Here is a 19,638-nt window from a genome sequence, read left to right on the forward strand (position 1 = left end):
CGGGGAGGACGTCAAAAGCCCGCTCAAGGCTGTTCACCACGTGGTTCCTGCCCTCTATTTATCGTGCCAGTAGGGGCTCTGTCACTATCTGCGGCTTTAGTCGTTTGACAACTGCGTTATAATGGGCGTTTTGCGACCCCAGCGGGTAGCGGCGACAGCGCCCTGGGGCATCACGCTTTCTTGTCACGGATACCCTATGAAAAGCGCAGAACTCAGACAGGCCTTTCTCGATTATTTCGAACAGCAAGGGCATACCGTCGTACCCACCGGCTCACTTGTGCCGGGCAACGACGCGACGCTGCTCTTCACCAATGCGGGCATGGTGCCCTTCAAGGACGTTTTTCTAGGCCGAGATCCGCGCCCCTACGTTCGTGCGGCGTCTTCACAGCGCTGCGTGCGTGCTGGCGGCAAGCACAACGACCTGGATAACGTCGGCTATACCGCGCGCCACCACACCTTCTTCGAGATGCTCGGCAATTTCAGCTTTGGCGACTATTTCAAGCGTGATGCCATCCGCTTTGCCTGGACGTTCCTGACCGAGCGTCTGGGGCTGCCTGCCGAAAAGCTGTGGGTCACGGTGTTCACCGAAGATGACGAGGCCTACGCCATCTGGGCCGATGAGATTGGCGTGCCGCATGATCGCATTGCGCGCATTGGTGCCAAGGACAACTTCTGGCAGATGGGTGACACCGGCCCCTGTGGCCCATGTTCCGAGATCTTCTTCGATCACGGCCCGGAAGTCTGGGGTGGCCCGCCCGGAACGCCTGAGGAAGACGGTGACCGTTTCATCGAAATCTGGAACCTGGTCTTCATGCAGTACGACCGTTCAGCGGATGGCACGCTGCACCCGCTGCCCAAACCGTCGATCGATACCGGCATGGGGCTGGAGCGCGTGGCGGCGGTGATGCAGGGCGTTCACTCCAACTACGAGATCGACCTGTTCCAGAACCTGCTGCAAGCCGCTGCCAAGGCCACCGGGCATCCGGACACGACGACGCCCTCGCTGCGTGTGATTGCCGACCATATCCGCTCCTGCGCCTTCCTGATTGCCGACGGCGTCCTGCCTTCCAACGAAGGGCGCGGCTACGTACTGCGTCGTATCATCCGTCGCGCCATTCGCCATGGCCACAAGTTGGGTGCGGCCGAGCCGTTCTTCCACAAGCTGGTGAGCGCGCTGGATGCCGAAATGGGCGATGCCTACCCCGAGCTGCGTGAGGCCAGCGAGCAGATTGCCCGCGTGCTGCTGAAAGAGGAGGAGCAGTTCGCCCGTACGCTGGATCACGGCATGGGGCTGCTGAATGCTGCGCTGGAAGAGCTGCAAGGCGACGTGCTGCCCGGTGAGACTGTGTTCAAGCTGTACGATACCTACGGTTTCCCCTTCGATTTGACCGCCGACGTGTGCCGCGAGCGGGAAGTCACCCTGGATGAAGAGGGCTTCCAGCGTGAGCTGGAGGCGCAGCGTGAACGTGCCCGCGCCGCCAGCCAGTTCGGTGCCGACTACACCGCCTCCATCGACCTGGAAGGCGAGACGCAGTTTACCGGCTACGATCAGCTGGTCGATAAGGCCACCGTGATGGCACTCGTGGATAGCGAAGGCAATGCACTGGCGGCCCTGGAAGCGGGCCAGAAGGGCACCGTGGTGCTGGATCGCACGCCGTTCTATGGCGAGTCCGGCGGCCAGGTAGGCGACACAGGCTACCTGCACGTCGACGGTGGCCGCTTCCAGGTCACCGATACCCAGAAGCAGCGCGGCCATCACCTGCATCAGGGTGTGATGGTGGAAGGCTCGCTGAGCGTGGGTGCCAGCGTGCGCGGCGAGGTGGATGCCAGCCTGCGTACTGCCACGCTGCGCAACCACTCGGCGACCCACCTGCTGCACGAAGCACTGCGCATGGTGCTGGGGGATCACGTTCAGCAGAAGGGCTCGCTGGTCAACGCCGAGCGCCTGCGCTTCGACTTCAGCCACTTCGAACCGATGACCGCTGAACAGATTGCCGAAGTGGAGCGCATCGTCAACGCCCAGATTCTGGCCAATGCGCCAACGAAAATCGAACAGATGAGCCTGGCTGAGGCCAAGGCCAAAGGCGCGGCGGCGCTGTTCGAAGCGAAATACGCCGATAGCGTGCGCGTACTGACCATTGGTGCCGATGACTTCTCCATCGAACTGTGTGGCGGTACTCACGTGAGCCGCAGTGGTGACATCGGCTGCTGCCACGTGATCAGTGAAGTGGGCATCGCTTCCGGCGTGCGCCGTATCGAAGCGATTACCGGGGAAAACGCGCTGGCCTACTTCCGCGAGCAGGAGGCCCGCGTACAGCGCTTGGGCGAGCGTCTGAAAACCAAGCCCGAGCAGGTGGAAGCACGCGTGGAATCGCTGGTCGAGCGCAACCGCAGCCTGGAGAAAGAACTGGAGCAGCTGAAGGCCAAGCTGGCCAGCGCGGCAGGTAGCGACATGCTCAGCCAGGTGCAGGAAGTGGCGGGTGTGAAGCTGCTGGTCACCCAGCTCGAAGGCGTCTCTGGCAAGGACCTGCGCGGCGTGTTGGATCAGCTCAAGAACAAGCTTGGCTCGGGCGTCATCATGCTGGGCGTAGCCGATGCCGATGCTGGCAAGGTCAGTCTTATTGCAGGTGTCACGGCTGATCTGACCGGCCGTGTGAAGGCTGGCGAGCTGGTCAACCATGTGGCGTCGCAGGTTGGCGGCAAAGGAGGCGGTCGCGCCGACATGGCTCAGGCGGGTGGTAGCCAGCCCGATGCGCTGCCCGGAGCGTTGAATAGCGTTCCGGCCTGGTTGGAAAACACGCTTAGCTAAATGAGAAGGCCGGTGGCATTATTTGCTACCGGCCTTTTTGTACGTCAGGAAAATTGGCAATAACAACATTCACCCTCCATTCCCGAACGTAAAGGAAAAACGGCATATGGCACTATACGTACAGAAGTTCGGCGGCACTTCGGTGGGCTCTGTCGACCGTATCAAAGCCGTGGCGGAAAAGGTCAAGGGCTTTCGTGATCAGGGGCACCAGGTCGTCGTCGTCGTCTCTGCGATGAGTGGCGAAACCAACCGCCTGACCGATATGGCGCATGCCCTGAACGAAGACCCCGCCCCGCGTGAAATGGATATGCTGCTCTCGACAGGCGAGCAGGTCACCATCTCTCTGCTGGCTATGGCGCTGCAGCACATTGGCGTCTCGGCAACCTCGCACACCGGCGCACAGGTAGGCATTCATACCGATAGCGCGTATACCAAAGCGCGTATCCAGCGTATCGAAACCGACGATCTGAAAGCCGATCTGGACGCTGGCAAGGTCGTGGTGGTCGCCGGTTTCCAGGGGGTGGACGAAAACGGCAACATCACCACGCTGGGGCGTGGCGGCTCGGACACCACTGGTGTGGCGCTGGCAGCGGCCCTGGGGGCTGATGAGTGCCAGATCTATACCGATGTGGACGGTGTTTACACCACCGACCCGCGTGTCTGCTCCAAGGCTCAGCGCCTGGAGAGCATCACGGTAGAGGAAATGCTGGAACTGGCCAGCCTGGGCTCCAAAGTGCTGCAGATTCGCGCGGTGGAATTCGCTGGCAAGTACAACGTACCGCTGCGGGTTCTGTCGAGCTTTGAAGATGGCCCTGGCACCCTGATTGTTGCAGACTCTGACCAAGACGAGGACTCTATGGAAGAACCGCTAATCTCCGGTATCGCGTTTACCAAGAACGAAGCCAAGCTGACGCTGCTGAATACCCCCGATGTGCCCGGCGTTGCCTCGCGTATTTTAGGTCCGATTGCCGACGCCAACATTGAAGTGGACATGATTGTCCAAAATGTAGCACCGGCAGGTGATTACACCGATTTCACCTTCACGGTGGCAAAAGGTGACTACAAGGCCACCAAGAAGCTGCTGGAAGAGACCGTCATTCCCGATCTGGGCGGCGGTGAACTGCGCGGCGACGACAACATTGCCAAAGTGTCGCTGGTAGGTGTCGGTATGCGTTCACATGCCGGCGTAGCATCGAAGATGTTTCGCGTGCTGGCCGAAGAGAACGTGAATATTCGTATGGTATCGACGTCTGAAATCAAGATTTCCGTGGTGATCGACGAAAAACACATGGAACTTGCGGTCAATGCCTTGCATAAGGCATTTGGCTTGGATAAGGCCGATAGCGAATCTGAATAACACTTGTCCCTCAAACCTTCTACGCTGAGGGTACTCGCTGCCGTGTGGTGGTGGGCTTCCATTCAACGGGAGGTTAAGGTGTCATAGGGTTAAAGCCATTGGTAGCAGGGGTCACCATGCCGCATAATGGCGTGGTGGCGCTACCGGCGGACACATCCCGTTGTATCAAACGTCTGAGAAGGAGATCAGCCATGCTCATCCTAACCCGCCGCGTTGGCGAAACGCTGATGATCGGTGATGAAGTCACCGTCACAGTGTTAGGTGTGAAAGGTAATCAAGTGCGCATTGGTGTCAACGCACCAAAAGATGTCGCGGTACACCGTGAAGAGATCTATCAGCGCATTCAGCGTGAACGCAATAGCGAAAGCGAAGTGGAATAAATGGCCGCCAGTGTTGTGCTCAAAAAGGGCGCTGTAGCGGTAACTATCAGGGCGGCGTGAAAAAAAATCGGCACAGGGGTGGACACCAGTCCCCATAATCGGTAACATTCGCGCCGTGCTGTTGAGGAGAGGTGGCCGAGTGGCTGAAGGCGCTCCCCTGCTAAGGGAGTATAGGGTTTATAGCCCTATCGAGGGTTCGAATCCCTCTCTCTCCGCCAGCCGCACCATGTAACATCGTTAGCTATGCGCCCGTAGCTCAGCTGGATAGAGTACCTGACTACGAATCAGGTGGTCGGAGGTTCGAATCCTCCCGGGCGCGCCAAGTTGCAAACGTAAGGTTTTGATGTTACAGTGGATTCATTGCTTTTCGAGAAAAGCATGACTGTCAAGCGCCCGTAGCTCAGCTGGATAGAGTACCTGACTACGAATCAGGTGGTCGGAGGTTCGAATCCTCCCGGGCGCGCCAGATTTCAAAACCCGCTCTCTTATTAGAGAGCGGGTTTTCTGCTTCTAGCCTGACCAACGTAGCTCGCACGTTGCTCTTGCGATCGTGTAAAGCGCCCCCGCATCTTGCGGAAGGGCGCTTTTTTTTGGTTCGTAAGCGTTGGGGTCTGAGTCAGGGGGCGAAGCGTTACGGCACCAGGCTGTCGAGCAGTATGTCCAGGTCCGTGACCCGCTTCAGGCGCTGAAAGTGCTGCTCGGCTTCGCCATTGCCCTGGCGCATTTGTGCCAGCCACTGTTTTACCAGAGAAACCACGACGCGATCGGGTAGCTGTTGGCGTTGATGCTCGGCGTACTCTTGTAGCACGCTGGCACGCATTGCCCAGGTGGTATCCGGCAGCCGCTCGCCGGTTTCCTGCCAGTGGCGAATGCGGGGTGCCAGCCAAGGGTCAGCCAGGGCGCTGCGGCCCAGCATGACGTCATGGCAGCCCGACAGCGTGCGCGCCTTCCAGTAGTCTTCCAGCGTCCAGATATCGCCGTTGGCCACCACGGGGATGTCCACGTGGTGACGAACTCTGCCGATCCACTCCCAGTGCGCGGGCGGGCGGTAGCCCTCGTCTCGGGTTCGTCCATGCACCACCAGCCGTGCGGCGCCGCCTGCCTGGGTCGCCTGGGCGCAGGTTACCGCCATGCGTCGATTGGCGAAGCCCAGACGTATCTTGGCGGTGACCGGAATCTCACCGGCCAAGGCATCAGCAACCGCCCTGACAGCCTGGTAGACCCGCTCGGGCTGGCGCAGCAGGGAGGCGCCGCCATCGTGACGGTTGACCAGCTTGGCCGGGCAGCCAAAGTTGAGGTCGACGCTGATGGCGCCCAGTGCTAGCGCCTGACGGGCATTCTCGGCCAGCGCGCTGGGGTCGGAGCCGAGTAGCTGCAGGTGCACCGGGATGCCGCTGGGAGTAGCCACAGGGCGCTGTTGGAGCTCAGGGCAGTGCTTGTAAAACACCCTGGGGGGAAGGCGGGTATCCACCACCCGCACGAACTCTGTCACCGTCCAGTCGAAACCGGGCTGGCGGGTGAGCAGGTCGCGGGTGAGTGCGTCGATGACCCCTTCCATTGGCGCAAGGCCAATCTTGCCTTTATGTAGTAAATTAACAACCATGACTTCCACTATGGCGCGATTGCATTCTATGCTGGATGTGGCAGGTTAGTGTATTACCCTTACTCCGCCAAGCGCCGCTGGAGGCGTTTGGTGTGCCAACCACCTTACACAACAAGGAGAGCGCGCTATGCAAGGGTCGGAGTTGCTCCAGGAGGGGCTCGCCCTGATGGGGCTTGGTATGGGGTTTGTTTTTGTTTTTCTTACGGTTTTGGTGATCAGTGTCACGCTGATGTCGAAGCTGGTTGGGCGTTTTCAGCCCGCACCGGTGGCACCGGCTGCCAAGCGGAAAGGCCGTCAGACCGCTGCTCAGGCAGGCCTTGACGATGAGGTGGTGGCCGTGATCAGTGCTGCAGTGCACCGTTATCGGGCTGCGCATCGCCGTTAACGGCGGAATGGATAACGAATACACTCCCTCTTCAAGAATGAATTTTGCTAAATTTACTACAAGTCAATAAAGCTAAACGGTGAGTCACGACCATGAACGATGTAAAACGTCCGCTAGGAATCACTGATGTTGTGTTGCGCGATGCCCACCAGTCGCTATTCGCGACCCGGCTGCGGCTCGACGACATGCTGCCTATCGCCGAAAAGCTCGATAAGGTCGGGTACTGGTCGCTGGAGACCTGGGGCGGCGCCACCTTCGATGCCTGTATTCGTTATCTGGGTGAAGACCCTTGGGAGCGCATTCGTGCCCTGAAAGAGGCAATGCCCAACACGCCGCAGGCAATGTTGCTGCGCGGGCAGAACCTGCTGGGCTACCGTCACTATGCCGACGATGTAGTCGACAAGTTCGTCGAGCGTGCCAAAACCAACGGCGTGGATGTATTCCGCGTGTTCGACGCCATGAATGACCCGCGCAATCTGGAGCGTGCCATCAAGGCGGTGCGCGCTGTGGGTGGTCATGCCCAGGGGACCATTTCCTATACCGTCAGTCCGGTACATACCCTGGATAGCTGGGTAGATCTTGCGAAAACCATTGCCAACATGGGCGCGGACTCTCTGGCTATCAAGGATATGGCGGGGCTGCTGACGCCCTACACGGCGTTCGAGCTGGTGACGCGTCTGAAGAAAGAGCTTTCCATTCCTGTTCACCTGCACTGCCACGCGACGACAGGGCTCTCGACATCCACCATTTTGAAGGCTGTGGAAGCCGGGATCGATAACGTGGACACGGCTATCTCCTCGATGTCGATGACCTATGGGCACAGCCCTACTGAATCCGTGGTGGCAATGCTCAAGGATACAGACCGTGACACGGGGCTGGACCTGGAGTTGCTGGAGGACATCGCCGGTTATTTCCGTGAGGTACGCAAAAAGTATGCGGCGTTCGAGGGCTCGCTGCGGGGGATCGACTCACGCATTCTGGTGGCGCAGGTGCCGGGCGGCATGCTGACCAACATGGAGAGCCAGCTGAAAGAGCAGGGTGCTGGCGACAAGCTCGATGACGTGCTGAGTGAAATTCCGCGTGTGCGTGAAGACCTGGGATTCATCCCGCTGGTAACGCCGACCTCGCAGATCGTGGGCACCCAGGCTGTGATGAACGTCATGATGGGCGAGCGCTACAAGTCGATTTCCAAGGAGGTCCAGGCGCTGTTGAAAGGTGAATACGGCTCAGCGCCTGCCCCCTTCAATGTGGAGCTGCAAAAGCGCGTGCTGGAAGGTGGCGAGCCGATCACTTGCCGCCCTGCGGACAACCTGTCACCGGAAATGGAGCGCCTGGCCTCGGAACTGAAAGAGAAAGCCAGTGCCGACAAGCTGCGCCTGGCAGAAGGCGAGCGGCAGGTGGATGACGTGCTGACCTACGCGCTCTTCCCGCAGATTGGCCTGAAGTTCCTCAAGAACCGTGACAACAAGGAAGCCTTCGAGCCCGCGCCACAAGCAGCAACAAACGCGGCCGTGCCTGCCAAGGCAGAACCGGCGGTACCTGCCACCGTGGTCAACAGCGGCCCGGAAACCTATACCGTCAAGCTCAACGGCAAGGCCTATGTGGTCGAGGTGGCCCAGGGCGGCGATATTGGCGAGATCAAGGAGCAGGCTGCCGCCAGTGGAGGCGCTAGTGCTGGAGCGGGTGCGGCAGAAAGCGCTGGAGGAAGCGGTGAAAGTATCGATGCGCCGCTGGCAGGCAACATCTTCAAGGTCAACGTACGCCCTGGCGATCAGGTGGCCGAGGGCGATGTGGTGATCATTCTCGAAGCCATGAAGATGGAGACCGAGGTGCGTGCCAGCAGCTCCGGAACGGTGTCCAAAGTCAATGTCAGCGAGGGCGATAGCGTCGCCGTTGGCGATGCGCTGATCGAGCTTTAAGGGCACCGGCATGGAAAAACTAATCACCTTATGGGAAGGCTCCGGGCTTTATAACCTGCAGCCTGGCCAGGCGGTCATGGTACTGGTAGGGCTGGGTCTTCTTTACCTGGCGATCTACAAGAAGTTCGAGCCTTTGCTGCTGGTACCCATCGGCTTTGGCGGCATTCTGGCCAATATCCCGGAAGCGGGATTGGCCATTTCAGCGCTCGATCAAGCCATCGAAGTGGCCAGGCCCGCCGTGCTACAGCAGATGGCGGCTGCACTGGGCGTCACGCTGGACCCGTTGTCAGGTGTCGAGGGGTGGCGCGAAGTGCTGAAAGCCGTCGCTCACGACACGGCAGCCTACGACCAGCTACGCGCCGCCAAGGACATTGCCTTGGGGGCAGGCTACAGCGATGGTGTGCTGTATAGCTTCTATAGCGTTGCCATTGCCTCGGGTATTGCGCCGCTGCTCATTTTCATGGGCGTGGGGGCCATGACCGATTTTGGTCCCCTGCTGGCCAATCCGCGTACGCTGTTTTTGGGCGCGGCGGCCCAGTTCGGGATTTTTGCTACGCTGTTTGGGGCGGTGCTGCTTACCTCTCTGGGCGTCATGGACTTTTCGCTCAATCAGGCGGCCGCCATCGGCATCATCGGCGGGGCGGACGGGCCGACGTCGATCTATGTGTCCAGCATGTTGGCGCCAGAACTGCTGGGTGCCATTGCCGTGGCGGCCTATGCCTACATGGCACTGGTGCCGCTCATCCAGCCACCCATCATGCGGCTGTTGACCACCGAAAAAGAGCGCAAGATTGCCATGACGCAACTGCGTCCGGTCTCCAAGCTGGAGAAGGTGATCTTCCCGCTGATGCTGCTGATTGCCGTGGCGCTGTTCCTGCCTGACGCTGCGCCACTGCTGGGCATGTTCTGCTTTGGTAACCTGATGCGTGAGTGTGGCGTGGTGGAGCGACTGTCGGATACTGCGCAGAATGCGCTGATCAATATCGTGACCATCATTCTCGGCCTGTCCGTGGGTTCCAAGCTCATGGCCGAGAGCTTCTTGAGCTTCGAAACGCTGGGCATTCTAGGGCTGGGTATGGTTGCCTTCGCTATCGGCACGGCAGCAGGCGTGTTGATGGCAAAGCTCATGAACATGGTCAGCAGGATGCCCATCAACCCGTTGATTGGGGCAGCAGGGGTGTCGGCGGTGCCGATGGCCGCACGGGTCGCCAACAAGGTAGGCCTGGAGGCAAACCCGCATAACTTCCTGCTGATGCACGCCATGGGGCCGAACGTGGCCGGGGTGATTGGCTCGGCGGTGGCCGCCGGGGTCATGATCAAGTACCTGGGATAGAGCTGGTACTTATAGATAGAACGGGTACTTGGCGATAGAACTGGGCTGAACCCGAGTCTGAGCTGTGTCACGGCTTGCCGAGCCTTCATCGGCAGGCCGTGAACTTACAGTGCTTCGAATGCCACGGCCGTTTTCAGGCGATTCTCCAGACCGCTGATATCCAGCGCCACGTCGCTGGGCCAGCCGATGGTCAGGCACACGCCATGCCCATCGTACTCAGCCTGTTCCACAGGCAGTTCCTGCTCTTCACACCAGGCTCGGGCCTGCGCTTCATGGGCGAAGCCTACACGTAACCGGTAGCTGTCGCGCTCGATCACCTCCCGGGTAGGCAGTGTTTCCAGCGCCGCGTTGACGGCCTGGGCGTAGGCTCTGGCCAACCCACCGGTGCCCAGCTTGGTACCGCCAAAGTAGCGAATGACCACGCAACCCACTTCCCCTAGCTGGCTACCTTGCAGCGCCTGAAACATGGGCCGTCCCGCCGTGCCGCCGGGCTCGCCGTCATCCGAAAAGCCAATGCGGGTCTGCTCCCCCGGTGGGCCAGCGATAAAGGCGGTGCAGTGGTGGCTGGCATTGGGGTGGGCGATTTTGGCGGCCTGGAGCAGGGCATCGAAGGCGCTGGTGCTGGGGGCGTGGCATAGCCAGGTCAGAAACTGGCTTTTCTCTACCTCGGTCTCGGTGGAGTGCCACGCCTCGGGGGCAATGTCGGGAACGTGGTAACGCAAGCAGGACTCCTGGCCAACATGAGCGCGAATCAGTGGTGCCGAGTCTGCCGGGTGTGGTGCGCCACGCCCATGACCATGCCCAGCACCTGGATGTCGCCATTATGCAGGAATAGCGCGGGCACTGCTGTATCTTCGGGGCACAAGTGCACCCCCAGGCGGGTAATCGATAAATGGCTCAAGGGAAGCTGGCGATCGTTGATGGTCAGGGTGGCCGTTTCCTGCTGGGTGTCGTGCTGATGGCGATGAATGATGAGCAGATCACCGTCGAAGAGCTGGCTGGCCTGCAAGCGGTCGCCGCGAATGCGTAGGGCATAGGTGTTGTGCCGGGTCACTTGACCGTCCTGGTTTACCTGGCGGTGGGGAGAGGCAAGGCGCTGACGCACGTTAGACGGTGGCAGCGGTTGAGAAGGTACGTGAGACGTTATCTGGGGGGCGAGGCAGATCGTCATTGTGTTCTCCCATGCAGCGCCTGTGCCAAGGCGGTCGAGTGAGCGAATGGATAGGCGTGGCTGAAGAGGTGTCTATCCATACAGTGGTTACAGTATAATCCTGTTTTTGCATACAGTGCTAGTACTGTTTGAAGCGTGGGTTTTGTGGCGAGGGCTTGAGCTGTGTCATGCTGCGACCCCAGGCCGCAGAGCGTGACTGGCGAGAAAGCGCCTTTCCGTGTAGAGTTCGACCCAAAATTAATGCGTCTGGAGAGTCTCTTGAGCCTGTGCCTGCAAGCCCGACAACTGGCCTGTGAACGCGATGATCGTTGGCTATTTGAAGGACTTGACCTCGACATCAAGGGCGGCGAGATCGTCCGTATCGAAGGCCCCAACGGCAGTGGTAAAACCACGTTGTTGAAGATCCTCTCCGGCCAACTGACCGACTACCGTGGCGAGCTATTCTGGAACGGTGCCCCCATGCACCAGACCCGTGAACATTTTCTCGCAAACCTACTCTATCTAGGGCACGCCCCCGGCGTTAAAGCGGGCCTCACGCCATTGGAAAATTTGGCGTGGTATCAAGCGCTCAATGGCGAAAAGGGCAGCGATCAACAGCGTGAGCAAGCGCTGTTCGAGGTTGGTCTGGCGGGCTTTGAAGATGTCCCGGCAGGACAGCTTTCCGCTGGTCAGCAGCGGCGTATTGCCTTGGCAAGGTTGACGCTGACCCCGCGCGCGCTATGGGTCCTGGATGAGCCTTTCACGGCGATTGACCGCCACGGTGTCATGGCGTTGGAAGCGCAGCTGGTCGCACATGCTCAGTCTGGCGGCTGTGTTCTGGTGACGACCCACCATGCACTGACCGAATCATCGGTGCTGAGACGTATTCAGCTGGGGTAAAAAGGAGTCAGCGTTGCAACGTTCACACGCTCTATCGAGTGCCCCTGAGGTGGTCCTGCATACACCGCAGGGGGGGCTTGGAGTGGCCATTCATGCCACGCTCAAGCGCGACCTGACGCTGATGTTGCGGCGCAAGGGTGAGGTGCTCAACCCGCTGGTGTTTTTTGCACTGGTCATCACGCTGTTTCCCATTGGCATCTCGCCTGACCCTGTCTTGCTGGCCAGCATTGCGCCGGGACTGCTGTGGGTAGCGGCGTTGCTGGCAGCCCTGCTGTCACTGGATAGTCTGTTTCGCAGCGATTTCGAAGACGGCAGCCTGGAGCAGCTGCTGTTGGCCCCCCAGCCGCTGGCGGCGCTGGGGCTTGCCAAGGTGGCCGTGCACTGGCTGTTGACCGGGCTGCCGCTGGCGCTGATGGCGCCGGTGTTGGGCATCATGCTGTCGCTACCAGCAGGCAGCTACGGGGTGCTGGCGCTGTCGTTGGCGCTGGGCACCGCGAGCCTGAGCCTGATAGGGGCCATTGGCGCGGCGCTGACCGTGGGGCTGGCCAAGGGCGGGGTACTGCTGTCCCTGCTGGTACTGCCGCTGTATATCCCGGTTCTGATTTTTGGGGCGGGCGCGGTGCAGGCCGCCATTCTGGGTGATGGGATGGCCGCTCACCTGGCCATACTGGGGGCGCTGCTGGCGGTGTCGCTCATGCTGGCACCCTGGGCGATTGCCGCGTCGCTACGCATCAGTATTAACGGTTAAAGGATGGGAAGACCATGTGGGGCTTTATAAATAAACTGCGATCTCCCAAGTGGTTTTATGCGATCAGTGCCAAGCTACAGCCCTGGTTCTGGGTGGCAGCCGCGCTGTTGCTGGCCGTGGGCACCGTTTGGGGACTGGTGTTCGCCCCGGCCGACTACCAGCAGGGCAACAGTTTTCGCATCATCTATGTGCATGTGCCTGCTGCGTTTCTGGCCCAGTCCATCTTTGTCTCCATGGCTATCTCCGGGCTGGTGTTTATGGTCTGGAAAATCAAGGTCGCCGACATGTTGGCCACCGTGATTGCGCCGCTGGGTGCCGCCATGACCTTCATCGCGCTGTTTTCCGGCGCCGTCTGGGGCGTGCCCACCTGGGGCACCTGGTGGATGTGGGATGCTCGGCTCACCTCGATGCTGATCCTGCTGTTCCTCTATCTTGGGGTCATCGCCCTGCGTGGCGCCTTCACCAGCCGTGACAGCGGGTCGCGGGCAGCTTCCGTGCTGGCCATGGTGGGTGTGATCAATATTCCGATCATCAAATACTCCGTCGATTGGTGGTACACCCTGCACCAGCCCGCTACGTTCACCATCACCGGGCGCGCGGCCATGCCCATGGAAATGTGGGCACCGCTGCTGATCATGGTGCTGGGCTTCTACAGCTTTTTTATCGCGCTTGCCTTGATGCGTACCCGCAGTGAAATTCTGCGCAGGGAAGCCAACAAGCGCTGGGTGCGTGAACTCGCCGAGGAGGTGAGCCAGTGACCTTTGCCTCGCTGAACGAATTCTTTGCCATGGGCGGCCACGGTCTCTATGTGTGGGCCGCCTGGGGCGTAACTGCGCTTCTGATGTTAGGGATCCTGCTGCATGCTCGCCTGGAGCGGCGCCAGTTGATCAAGGGAGTCAAACGCCGCATGCGTCGTGAAAAAGCGCAGCGCACGGCTTCCCCCTACGGTACTACGGCTGCGCAGAACCCGGTTAACTCTGCTCAAGGGGATGTTCGCAATGACGCCTAAACGCAAGCAAAAGCTGTTTATCTTTCTGGGCCTGGTCTCGCTGACCGCCATCGCCGTGGGGCTCACGCTGTATGCGCTGCGCGCCAACATCAACCTGTTCTTCAGCCCGGTACAAATCGCCCAGGGGGATGCCCCTCTGGACCGCCAGATTCGTGCCGGTGGCATGGTCCGAGAGGGCTCGGTACTGCGTGACCCCGACAGCCTCGACGTAGCGTTCACGGTGACCGACTACGTGGACGATGTCGAGGTCTACTACAGCGGCATCCTGCCCGACCTGTTCCGTGAAGGGCAGGGCGTGGTGGTGGTGGGCCAGCTGCAGGCCGATGGCCGACTCTACGCCGATAAAGTGCTGGCGCGTCACGACGAAAACTACATGCCGCCGGAAGTCGCCCAGGCACTGAAAGAAGCGGGCTATTCGCCCGCTGATTTCCAGGCCAAGGCCGCCGAAGTGGGTAAGCGCCTGGAGCAGCAGGGCGTTCCACAAGCAAGCGATTACTAACGGCTTATCCCTGCAATATTCGGTAATGCTTACTGCCAATGCGGAGCGCTCATGCTGATTAAAATGATTCCTGAAATTGGCCACTTTGCGCTGGTTATCGCGCTATTGATGGCGATCGTGCAGGCCGTGATGCCGCTGCTGGGAGCCGCTACCCGCCGCCCCCTCTGGATGGCCTATGGTTACCCCATGGCAACCGGCCAGTTCCTGTTCGTGGCCATTGCCTACCTGTGCTTGACCACCAGCTACATGCTGGATGATTTCAGCGTGGCCAACGTGGCCAACAACTCCAACTCCCTGCTGCCTTGGTACTACAAGTTCAGCGCCGTCTGGGGCAACCATGAAGGTTCGGTCCTGCTCTGGAGCCTGATGCTGGCAGGCTGGGGCTATGCGGCTTCGGTGTTCTCCAAGGAGTTGCCTCGGGACATGGTGGCTCGGGTGCAGAGCGTCATGGGCATGGTGTGTGTCGGCTTCCTGTTGTTCATCCTGATGACCTCCAACCCCTTCGAGCGGCTGCTGCCCAACATGCCCGCCGACGGCGCTGACCTGAATCCGCTGCTGCAGGACTTCGGCCTGATTGTTCACCCGCCGATGCTTTACATGGGCTACGTGGGCTTTTCGGTGGTGTTTGCGTTTGCCATTGCGGCGCTGCTGGGGGGGCGTCTGGATGCCGCCTGGACCCGCTGGGCGCGCCCCTGGACCAACATTGCCTGGGCGTTTTTGACCGTGGGCATCGCGCTGGGTAGCTGGTGGGCCTATTACGAGCTTGGCTGGGGCGGCTGGTGGTTCTGGGACCCGGTGGAGAACGCTTCGCTGCTGCCCTGGCTGACGGGCACGGCGCTGGTACACTCGCTGGCGGTGACCGAGAAGCGCGGCTCGTTCAAGAGCTGGACCGTACTGCTGGCCATCTCGACCTTCTCGCTCTCCTTGCTGGGTACGTTCCTGGTGCGTTCGGGCGTGCTCACCTCGGTCCACGCATTTGCCAACGACCCGTTCCGTGGCTTCTTCATCCTGATGTTGCTGGCCATCACGGTCACCCTGTCGCTGCTGGTATTTGCCCTGCGTGCTCCGCGGGTCAGCCACAAGGTGGGCTTCAACTGGCTCTCTCGGGACTCCTTGCTGCTGATCAACAATGTCCTGCTGGTCATCATGACCGTGACGGTACTGCTGGGCACCGTGTATCCGCTGATTCTGGATTCGCTGGGGCTGGGCAAGATCAGCGTCGGGCCTCCCTACTTCAATGCCCTGTTCGTTCCGCTGACCGTGGTGATGTGTATCTTCATGGGCCTTGGCCCGCTGGCCCGCTGGAAGAGCATGAGCGGCAAGGAGCTGTGGCGCAAACTGTGGCTGGCGGGCGCAGCTTCGCTGGCGCTGGGCATCGCCATGCCGCTGGTGTATGGCCGTGAATGGAACCTGTGGGTAGCGCTGGGCATCATTTCGGCGCTGTGGATCGTGCTGCCCATGGTGCGCGACCTGTTCGACAAGACACGCCACGCCAGTTCGTTCGTGGCGGGCCTGCGCAAGCTGTCGCTCTCCTATTGGGGCATGGTGCTGGGCCACCTGGGCGTGGCGGTCACCATCGTGGGCGTGGCCGTGGTGTCGAACTACAACATCGAGCGTAACGTGCGCATGTCGCCGGGGACGACGGTGGAAGTTGCCGGGTACCAGTTCACCATGACCGAACTGACCAATCGTCGTGGCCCCAACTTCCTGGCCGATACCTCGATCATTCAGGTTCAGCGCGGTGAAGAAGGACGCAGCTTCGTCATGCGGCCGGAAAAACGCCTCTACCTGGCCACCGGCATGCCCATGACCCAGGTAGCGCTGCGCCCCGGTTTCTTCCGTGACCTCTACGTGGCCATGGGCGAAGACTTGGGCGATGGCAGCTACGCCATGCGCGTGCAATACAAGCCCTTCGTGCGCTGGCTATGGCTGGGTGGCCTGCTGATGGCCTTCGGTGGCCTGCTGGCCGTCATCGACAAGCGCTACCGCCGAGTCAGCGTACGCCAACCTGAGACTGCCCGAGCCCAGCCCGCTCCAGGAGGCGCCGGTATGACGCGACGTTTGCTGCTGTTACTGCTGCCCATCGGCTTTCTGGGCATTGCGCTGTTTCTCTATCAAGGGTTAGGGCAGGACCCTTCCCAGCGGGATTCGGCCCTCATGGCGCGGGAGTTTCCTGAGTTTCAGGCCACTACCTTGCGTGACGCCGAACGCCAGGTCGACCAGTCGCTGTTCATCGGCGAAGTGACGCTGGTCAACGTCTGGGGCGAGTGGTGTCCGGCCTGCAAGCAAGAGATGCCGCAGCTGCTGTCACTGGCGGATCACGGTATCCGCATGGTGGGCATCAACTATCGGGATACCCGCGAGAAAGGCCTGGAGTTTTTGACCGAATTCGGCGACCCCTTCGAGATCAACATCTTTGACCCGGATGGCAGCCTTGGTTTCGACCTGGGCGTGTACGGCGCGCCGGAAACCTTTCTGGTGGATGCAGAGGGCGTGATCCGCTATCACCACAAGGGCTATGTCTCCCCGGAAGATGTCCGTGACCGTATCCTGCCGGAGGTAGAAAAATGGCGATAATTCGTTGGATAGTGACGGCCATGCTGCTGGCCACCGCCGGTAGCGTCATGGCCGGCGGAATCGAAGTGCGCGAGTTCGATGATCCGGTACTGGAAAAGCGCTACCGCGACCTGACCGCCTCCATGCGCTGCCCGCTGTGTGAAAACCAGGCCATCGACGACTCCGATGCGCCCATTTCGGCGGACATGCGCGAGCGCGTCTACGTGCTGCTGAACGAAGGCTACGCCGATATCGAAATCATCAACCACATGGTGCAGCGTTTCGGTGACTACATTCTCTACAACCCGCGTCTGGAGAACCGCACCTATCTGCTGTGGGGGTTGCCCATCGTTCTGGTGTTGATTGGCCTGGTGGTCGTCATCATGGTGGTGCGTGCCCGCCGCAACGCCTCTGCCAAGGCCCTGAGCGCAGAAGAACGCGCCCGCCTGAATGCCCTGATTAACCGCGAGAGGTCGTCATGACACCGGTCTGGATTGCGATTGCTTTACTGCTGATACCTGCGCTGTGGCTGCTGGTGGCACCCATGCGCGGCGCTCGCACGCTGCGTGACCAGTTGGAAACCTTCGAGGCCAACGACACCACGGCCGAGCAGAACGTGGCGATTTTTCAGCGCCGTCTGGCCTCGCTGGAGGCCGCCCGGGATCGGGGAGACATCGACGACGCACGCTACCAGGAAGATCGCCTGGAACTGGAGCGTAGCCTGCTGGAAGACACCGTCGTCGAGACCCGTCGGCCGCTGAAATCAGCCAGTGCTGGCCGCTTGATGGTGCCGCTGGTGATGGTGGCCGTGGTCGGTGCCAGCACGTTCTGGTACCAGCAGTATGGTGCCGAAGGTGACCTGACGCTGTACGCCATCCAGCAGGAAGTGCGTCAGCACCCTGAAGGCTCGCTGAGCATGTTCACCGAGCGGATGGAAGCCGAAGCCGAGCGCCAGCCCAACAACCCCAACGTGTGGAGCGCGCTGTTTCCCATTTATCGCGACACCGGCCAGACCGATAAGGCCGTGGATGCGCTGGAACGTTTGCTGGATATCGATGGGCGTATCCCGCCGCTGCTGGCACAAATGGCTCAGCTCCAGTTTTTTCTGGCAGAGCGTCAGTTGACGCCGGAAGTGCAGGCGCTGGTAGACGAAACGCTGGCGCTCGACCCACGCCAGCCCACGGTGCTCGGCCTGCTGGGCATTCACGCCTTCGATAGTGGTGATTACGAAACGGCCATCGACCGCTGGCGCCGAGCCGTGGCCAACATCGAAAATCCGGAAACGGCGGCCTCCCTGCGCGACGGTATCCGTGTAGCTCAGGAGCGGATGGGTGTCGTGCCGGAAAATGCCGATGCTGCGGCCGCACAAAGCCAGGGAATTCGGGTGAATGTTTCGCTGGACGCCGAGCTGGAAGGCAGCGTCAGCGACGACGCCACGGTGTTCGTTACCGCTCGCGATATGGATGGCGAGCTACCACCGCTGGCGGTGATTCGTGCCCAGGTCGCGGAGCTGCCGATGACGGTAGTGCTGGACGATACGGCGGCCATGTCGGCGGATGCCCAGATCTCCCAGGTGCGTGAAGCACGCCTGATGGTGCGCGTGTCGCCCTCGGGCCAGGCCACACCGCAACCCGGGGACCTGTTCGGCGACCTGGAGAGCGTCACCGTGGGCCCGATCAGTGATGATGAAGCAGCCGAGGTGGTCATCAACCGCGTTTTTGAGTAACCTCCGCGACTTTCGCTGCAGGAAAGGATCACAATGCGCTTAACCTCCATTCGTCTTGTCGGGTTCAAGTCCTTTGTCGATCCGGTCACCGTCCCCTTCGATGGCAACATGACCGCCATCGTGGGGCCCAACGGCTGTGGCAAGTCCAATATCATCGACGCCGTGCGCTGGGTCATGGGCGAGTCGTCTGCCAAAACCCTGCGCGGCGAATCCATGGCCGACGTCATCTTCAACGGCTCGACGGGGCGCAAGCCCGTCGGGCAGGCCTCTATCGAACTCAAGTTCGACAACCGCGACGGCGGCATGGGCGGTGTCTATGCCCAGTACGCTGAAATTGCCGTCAAGCGTCTGGTCACCCGAGACGGGCAATCCAACTACTTCTTCAACGGCCAGAAGTGCCGCCGCCGGGACATCGCCGACCTGTTCATGGGGACCGGCCTCGGCCCGCGTTCGTACGCCATCATCGGCCAGGGCATGATTTCGCGGCTCATCGAAGCGCGCCCCGACGACCTGCGTGCCACCCTCGAAGAGGCTGCCGGTATCTCCAAGTACAAGGAGCGTCGCCGGGAAACCGAAAACCGCATGCGCCGGACCCAGGAGAACCTGGAGCGACTGGACGACATCCGCGACGAGCTGGACAAGCAGCTGGAGCGCCTCAAACGCCAGGCCGAAGCCGCCAAACGCTATCAGGAACTCAAACAGCAGGAGTATCGCCTCAAAGGCGAGCTGGCGCTGCTGCGTGGGCGCACCCTGCGTGCCGAGCAGTCGCATCAGGAAAGCCGGGTGCGCGAGCTGGAAATTGCCGTCGAGAAAGACGTGTTCGGCGTGCGCCAGTGCGAGACCCGGCTGGAGCAGGCCCGCGAACAGCATGACGAGCTGGCCGATGTGCTGGAGCGTCACCAGCAGCAGTTTTTCGAGACCACCACCCGCATCGCCCGGCTGGAACAGGACCAGGCCCACCGTCGCAGCCGTGAAGCGCAGCTGGCCAGCGACATCGCCACAGCCCGCCGCGACCTGGATGAGCAGCGGCTGGTCAGCGAAGGCGACCGCGAGCGACTGTTCGCCATCGACGAACGCCTGGAAGACGTACTGCCCGAATACGAAGCCCTCGAAGAGCAGCTGGCGGAGCTGGAAGAGACCCTGGCGTCGGCCAGCCCCGCCCTGGAGGCCGCCGAGCAGCAGTGGAGCGATGCCGAAAATCGCTGGCGCGAAGCCAGCCGCGATGCCGACCGCCGCCAGGATCAGCTGCGTGACCTGGAGCAGC

At 60.8% G+C, this 19,638-nt stretch carries 18 protein-coding genes, 3 tRNA genes and 1 pseudogene; 19 read left to right on the forward strand and 3 right to left on the reverse strand.

Translation table 11 applies throughout. The features are described 5' to 3' along the window. Positions 1–196 precede the first annotated feature (196 nt). The 6 genes from alaS (at position 197) to B7L71_RS08525 (ending at position 5,012) form a co-directional block, all read left to right on the forward strand. Entirely contained in the window at positions 197–2,809 is a 2,613-nt protein-coding gene (alaS, locus tag B7L71_RS08500; protein ID WP_081137322.1) for an alanine--tRNA ligase, read from the forward strand. A gap of 106 nt (positions 2,810–2,915) precedes the next feature. After that, the gene (locus tag B7L71_RS08505) at positions 2,916–4,166 is read left to right on the forward strand and encodes an aspartate kinase (RefSeq protein ID WP_016914838.1); all 1,251 of its coding nucleotides are present in this window, start codon (positions 2,916–2,918) and stop codon (positions 4,164–4,166) included. Between the two features lie 191 nt (positions 4,167–4,357). After that, positions 4,358–4,546 carry a carbon storage regulator CsrA gene (csrA, locus tag B7L71_RS08510; protein ID WP_016914837.1) on the forward strand — a complete coding sequence of 63 codons (189 nt, stop codon included), beginning with the start codon at positions 4,358–4,360 and terminating at the stop codon, positions 4,544–4,546. 125 nt (positions 4,547–4,671) lie between these two features. Further along, a tRNA-Ser gene (locus tag B7L71_RS08515) sits at positions 4,672–4,764 on the forward strand. 27 nt (positions 4,765–4,791) lie between these two features. Continuing rightward, a tRNA-Arg gene (locus tag B7L71_RS08520) sits at positions 4,792–4,868 on the forward strand. A gap of 67 nt (positions 4,869–4,935) precedes the next feature. Further along, positions 4,936–5,012: transfer RNA gene (locus tag B7L71_RS08525), tRNA-Arg, on the forward strand. A gap of 165 nt (positions 5,013–5,177) precedes the next feature. Here the strand turns inward: B7L71_RS08525 and B7L71_RS08530 are convergent. Next, positions 5,178–6,149, reverse strand: a complete 972-nt coding sequence (locus tag B7L71_RS08530) for a tRNA dihydrouridine synthase (protein WP_232710848.1) — start codon at positions 6,147–6,149, stop codon at positions 5,178–5,180. A gap of 127 nt (positions 6,150–6,276) precedes the next feature. Between B7L71_RS08530 and B7L71_RS08535 the strand changes: the two genes are divergently transcribed. The 3 genes from B7L71_RS08535 to B7L71_RS08545 all read left to right on the forward strand — a co-directional run bounded on the left by B7L71_RS08535 (position 6,277) and on the right by B7L71_RS08545 (position 9,786). Then, positions 6,277–6,534, forward strand: coding sequence for an OadG family protein (locus B7L71_RS08535; protein WP_081137325.1), 258 nt, complete (start codon positions 6,277–6,279; stop codon positions 6,532–6,534). 92 nt (positions 6,535–6,626) lie between these two features. Next, positions 6,627–8,453: a sodium-extruding oxaloacetate decarboxylase subunit alpha gene (gene oadA, locus B7L71_RS08540; protein ID WP_081137327.1), complete on the forward strand. Its 1,827-nt coding sequence runs from the start codon at positions 6,627–6,629 to the stop codon at positions 8,451–8,453. A gap of 10 nt (positions 8,454–8,463) precedes the next feature. Next, a complete protein-coding gene (locus B7L71_RS08545) occupies positions 8,464–9,786 on the forward strand; it encodes a sodium ion-translocating decarboxylase subunit beta (protein ID WP_081137329.1) in 1,323 nt (440 codons plus the stop codon). Between the two features lie 104 nt (positions 9,787–9,890). On the opposite strand, the gene B7L71_RS08550 is transcribed toward B7L71_RS08545, so the two are convergent. Next, positions 9,891–10,508, reverse strand: a complete 618-nt coding sequence (locus tag B7L71_RS08550; RefSeq protein WP_081137331.1) for an IMPACT family protein — start codon at positions 10,506–10,508, stop codon at positions 9,891–9,893. Positions 10,509–10,537: 29 nt separating this feature from the next. Further along, positions 10,538–10,957, reverse strand: coding sequence for a S24 family peptidase (locus B7L71_RS08555; protein WP_249273212.1), 420 nt, complete (start codon positions 10,955–10,957; stop codon positions 10,538–10,540). A 258-nt stretch (positions 10,958–11,215) separates the two neighbouring features. Between B7L71_RS08555 and ccmA the strand changes: the two genes are divergently transcribed. From ccmA to B7L71_RS08600, 10 genes and pseudogenes are all read left to right on the forward strand, one after another. Further along, entirely contained in the window at positions 11,216–11,836 is a 621-nt protein-coding gene (ccmA, locus tag B7L71_RS08560) for a cytochrome c biogenesis heme-transporting ATPase CcmA (RefSeq protein WP_081137335.1), read from the forward strand. A 13-nt stretch (positions 11,837–11,849) separates the two neighbouring features. Next, complete coding sequence (gene ccmB / locus B7L71_RS08565; RefSeq protein WP_081137337.1) at positions 11,850–12,584, forward strand: heme exporter protein CcmB; 735 nt, start codon at positions 11,850–11,852, stop codon at positions 12,582–12,584. A 14-nt stretch (positions 12,585–12,598) separates the two neighbouring features. Next, positions 12,599–13,342 (forward strand): heme ABC transporter permease, encoded by a 744-nt coding sequence (locus B7L71_RS08570; protein ID WP_016914828.1) that lies wholly within the window; start codon positions 12,599–12,601, stop codon positions 13,340–13,342. Beyond that, entirely contained in the window at positions 13,339–13,593 is a 255-nt protein-coding gene (ccmD, locus tag B7L71_RS08575) for a heme exporter protein CcmD (RefSeq protein WP_016914827.1), read from the forward strand. Before B7L71_RS08570 ends, ccmD begins: the two co-directional genes overlap by 4 nt. Next, complete coding sequence (gene ccmE, locus B7L71_RS08580) at positions 13,583–14,092, forward strand: cytochrome c maturation protein CcmE (RefSeq protein WP_016914826.1); 510 nt, start codon at positions 13,583–13,585, stop codon at positions 14,090–14,092. Before ccmD ends, ccmE begins: the two co-directional genes overlap by 11 nt. A 51-nt stretch (positions 14,093–14,143) precedes the next feature. Further along, a pseudogene (locus B7L71_RS08585) lies at positions 14,144–16,111 on the forward strand (heme lyase CcmF/NrfE family subunit); the annotation flags it as partial. Positions 16,112–16,141: 30 nt separating this feature from the next. Further along, positions 16,142–16,669, forward strand: a complete 528-nt coding sequence (locus tag B7L71_RS18000; RefSeq protein WP_016914824.1) for a DsbE family thiol:disulfide interchange protein — start codon at positions 16,142–16,144, stop codon at positions 16,667–16,669. After that, a complete protein-coding gene (locus B7L71_RS08590; RefSeq protein ID WP_081137339.1) occupies positions 16,660–17,130 on the forward strand; it encodes a cytochrome c-type biogenesis protein in 471 nt (156 codons plus the stop codon). Before B7L71_RS18000 ends, B7L71_RS08590 begins: the two co-directional genes overlap by 10 nt. Continuing rightward, positions 17,127–18,374: a c-type cytochrome biogenesis protein CcmI gene (ccmI, locus tag B7L71_RS08595; protein ID WP_081137341.1), complete on the forward strand. Its 1,248-nt coding sequence runs from the start codon at positions 17,127–17,129 to the stop codon at positions 18,372–18,374. Before B7L71_RS08590 ends, ccmI begins: the two co-directional genes overlap by 4 nt. A 33-nt stretch (positions 18,375–18,407) precedes the next feature. Continuing rightward, positions 18,408–19,638, forward strand: a 1,231-nt coding sequence (locus B7L71_RS08600) for a chromosome segregation SMC family protein (protein WP_170919466.1), incomplete at its 3' end; no start/stop codon positions are given.

Origin of the sequence: Halomonas sp. BC2 (assembly GCF_002078115.1) — a bacterium.
GTDB lineage: Bacteria > Pseudomonadota > Gammaproteobacteria > Pseudomonadales > Halomonadaceae > Vreelandella > Vreelandella stevensii.

Excerpts from the sequence above, each read along its gene's own strand:
- alaS (WP_081137322.1), top strand. The coding sequence starts at position 197 with ATGAAAAGCGCAGAACTCAGACAGGCCTTTCTCGATTATTTCGAACAG.
- B7L71_RS08505 (WP_016914838.1), top strand. The coding sequence starts at position 2,916 with ATGGCACTATACGTACAGAAGTTCGGCGGCACTTCGGTGGGCTCTGTC.
- csrA (WP_016914837.1), top strand. The coding sequence starts at position 4,358 with ATGCTCATCCTAACCCGCCGCGTTGGCGAAACGCTGATGATCGGTGAT.
- B7L71_RS08530 (WP_232710848.1), bottom strand. The coding sequence starts at position 6,149 with ATGGTTGTTAATTTACTACATAAAGGCAAGATTGGCCTTGCGCCAATG.
- B7L71_RS08535 (WP_081137325.1), top strand. The coding sequence starts at position 6,277 with ATGCAAGGGTCGGAGTTGCTCCAGGAGGGGCTCGCCCTGATGGGGCTT.
- oadA (WP_081137327.1), top strand. The coding sequence starts at position 6,627 with ATGAACGATGTAAAACGTCCGCTAGGAATCACTGATGTTGTGTTGCGC.
- B7L71_RS08545 (WP_081137329.1), top strand. The coding sequence starts at position 8,464 with ATGGAAAAACTAATCACCTTATGGGAAGGCTCCGGGCTTTATAACCTG.
- B7L71_RS08555 (WP_249273212.1), bottom strand. The coding sequence starts at position 10,957 with ATGACGATCTGCCTCGCCCCCCAGATAACGTCTCACGTACCTTCTCAA.
- B7L71_RS08570 (WP_016914828.1), top strand. The coding sequence starts at position 12,599 with ATGTGGGGCTTTATAAATAAACTGCGATCTCCCAAGTGGTTTTATGCG.
- ccmE (WP_016914826.1), top strand. The coding sequence starts at position 13,583 with ATGACGCCTAAACGCAAGCAAAAGCTGTTTATCTTTCTGGGCCTGGTC.
- B7L71_RS18000 (WP_016914824.1), top strand. The coding sequence starts at position 16,142 with ATGACGCGACGTTTGCTGCTGTTACTGCTGCCCATCGGCTTTCTGGGC.
- B7L71_RS08590 (WP_081137339.1), top strand. The coding sequence starts at position 16,660 with ATGGCGATAATTCGTTGGATAGTGACGGCCATGCTGCTGGCCACCGCC.
- ccmI (WP_081137341.1), top strand. The coding sequence starts at position 17,127 with ATGACACCGGTCTGGATTGCGATTGCTTTACTGCTGATACCTGCGCTG.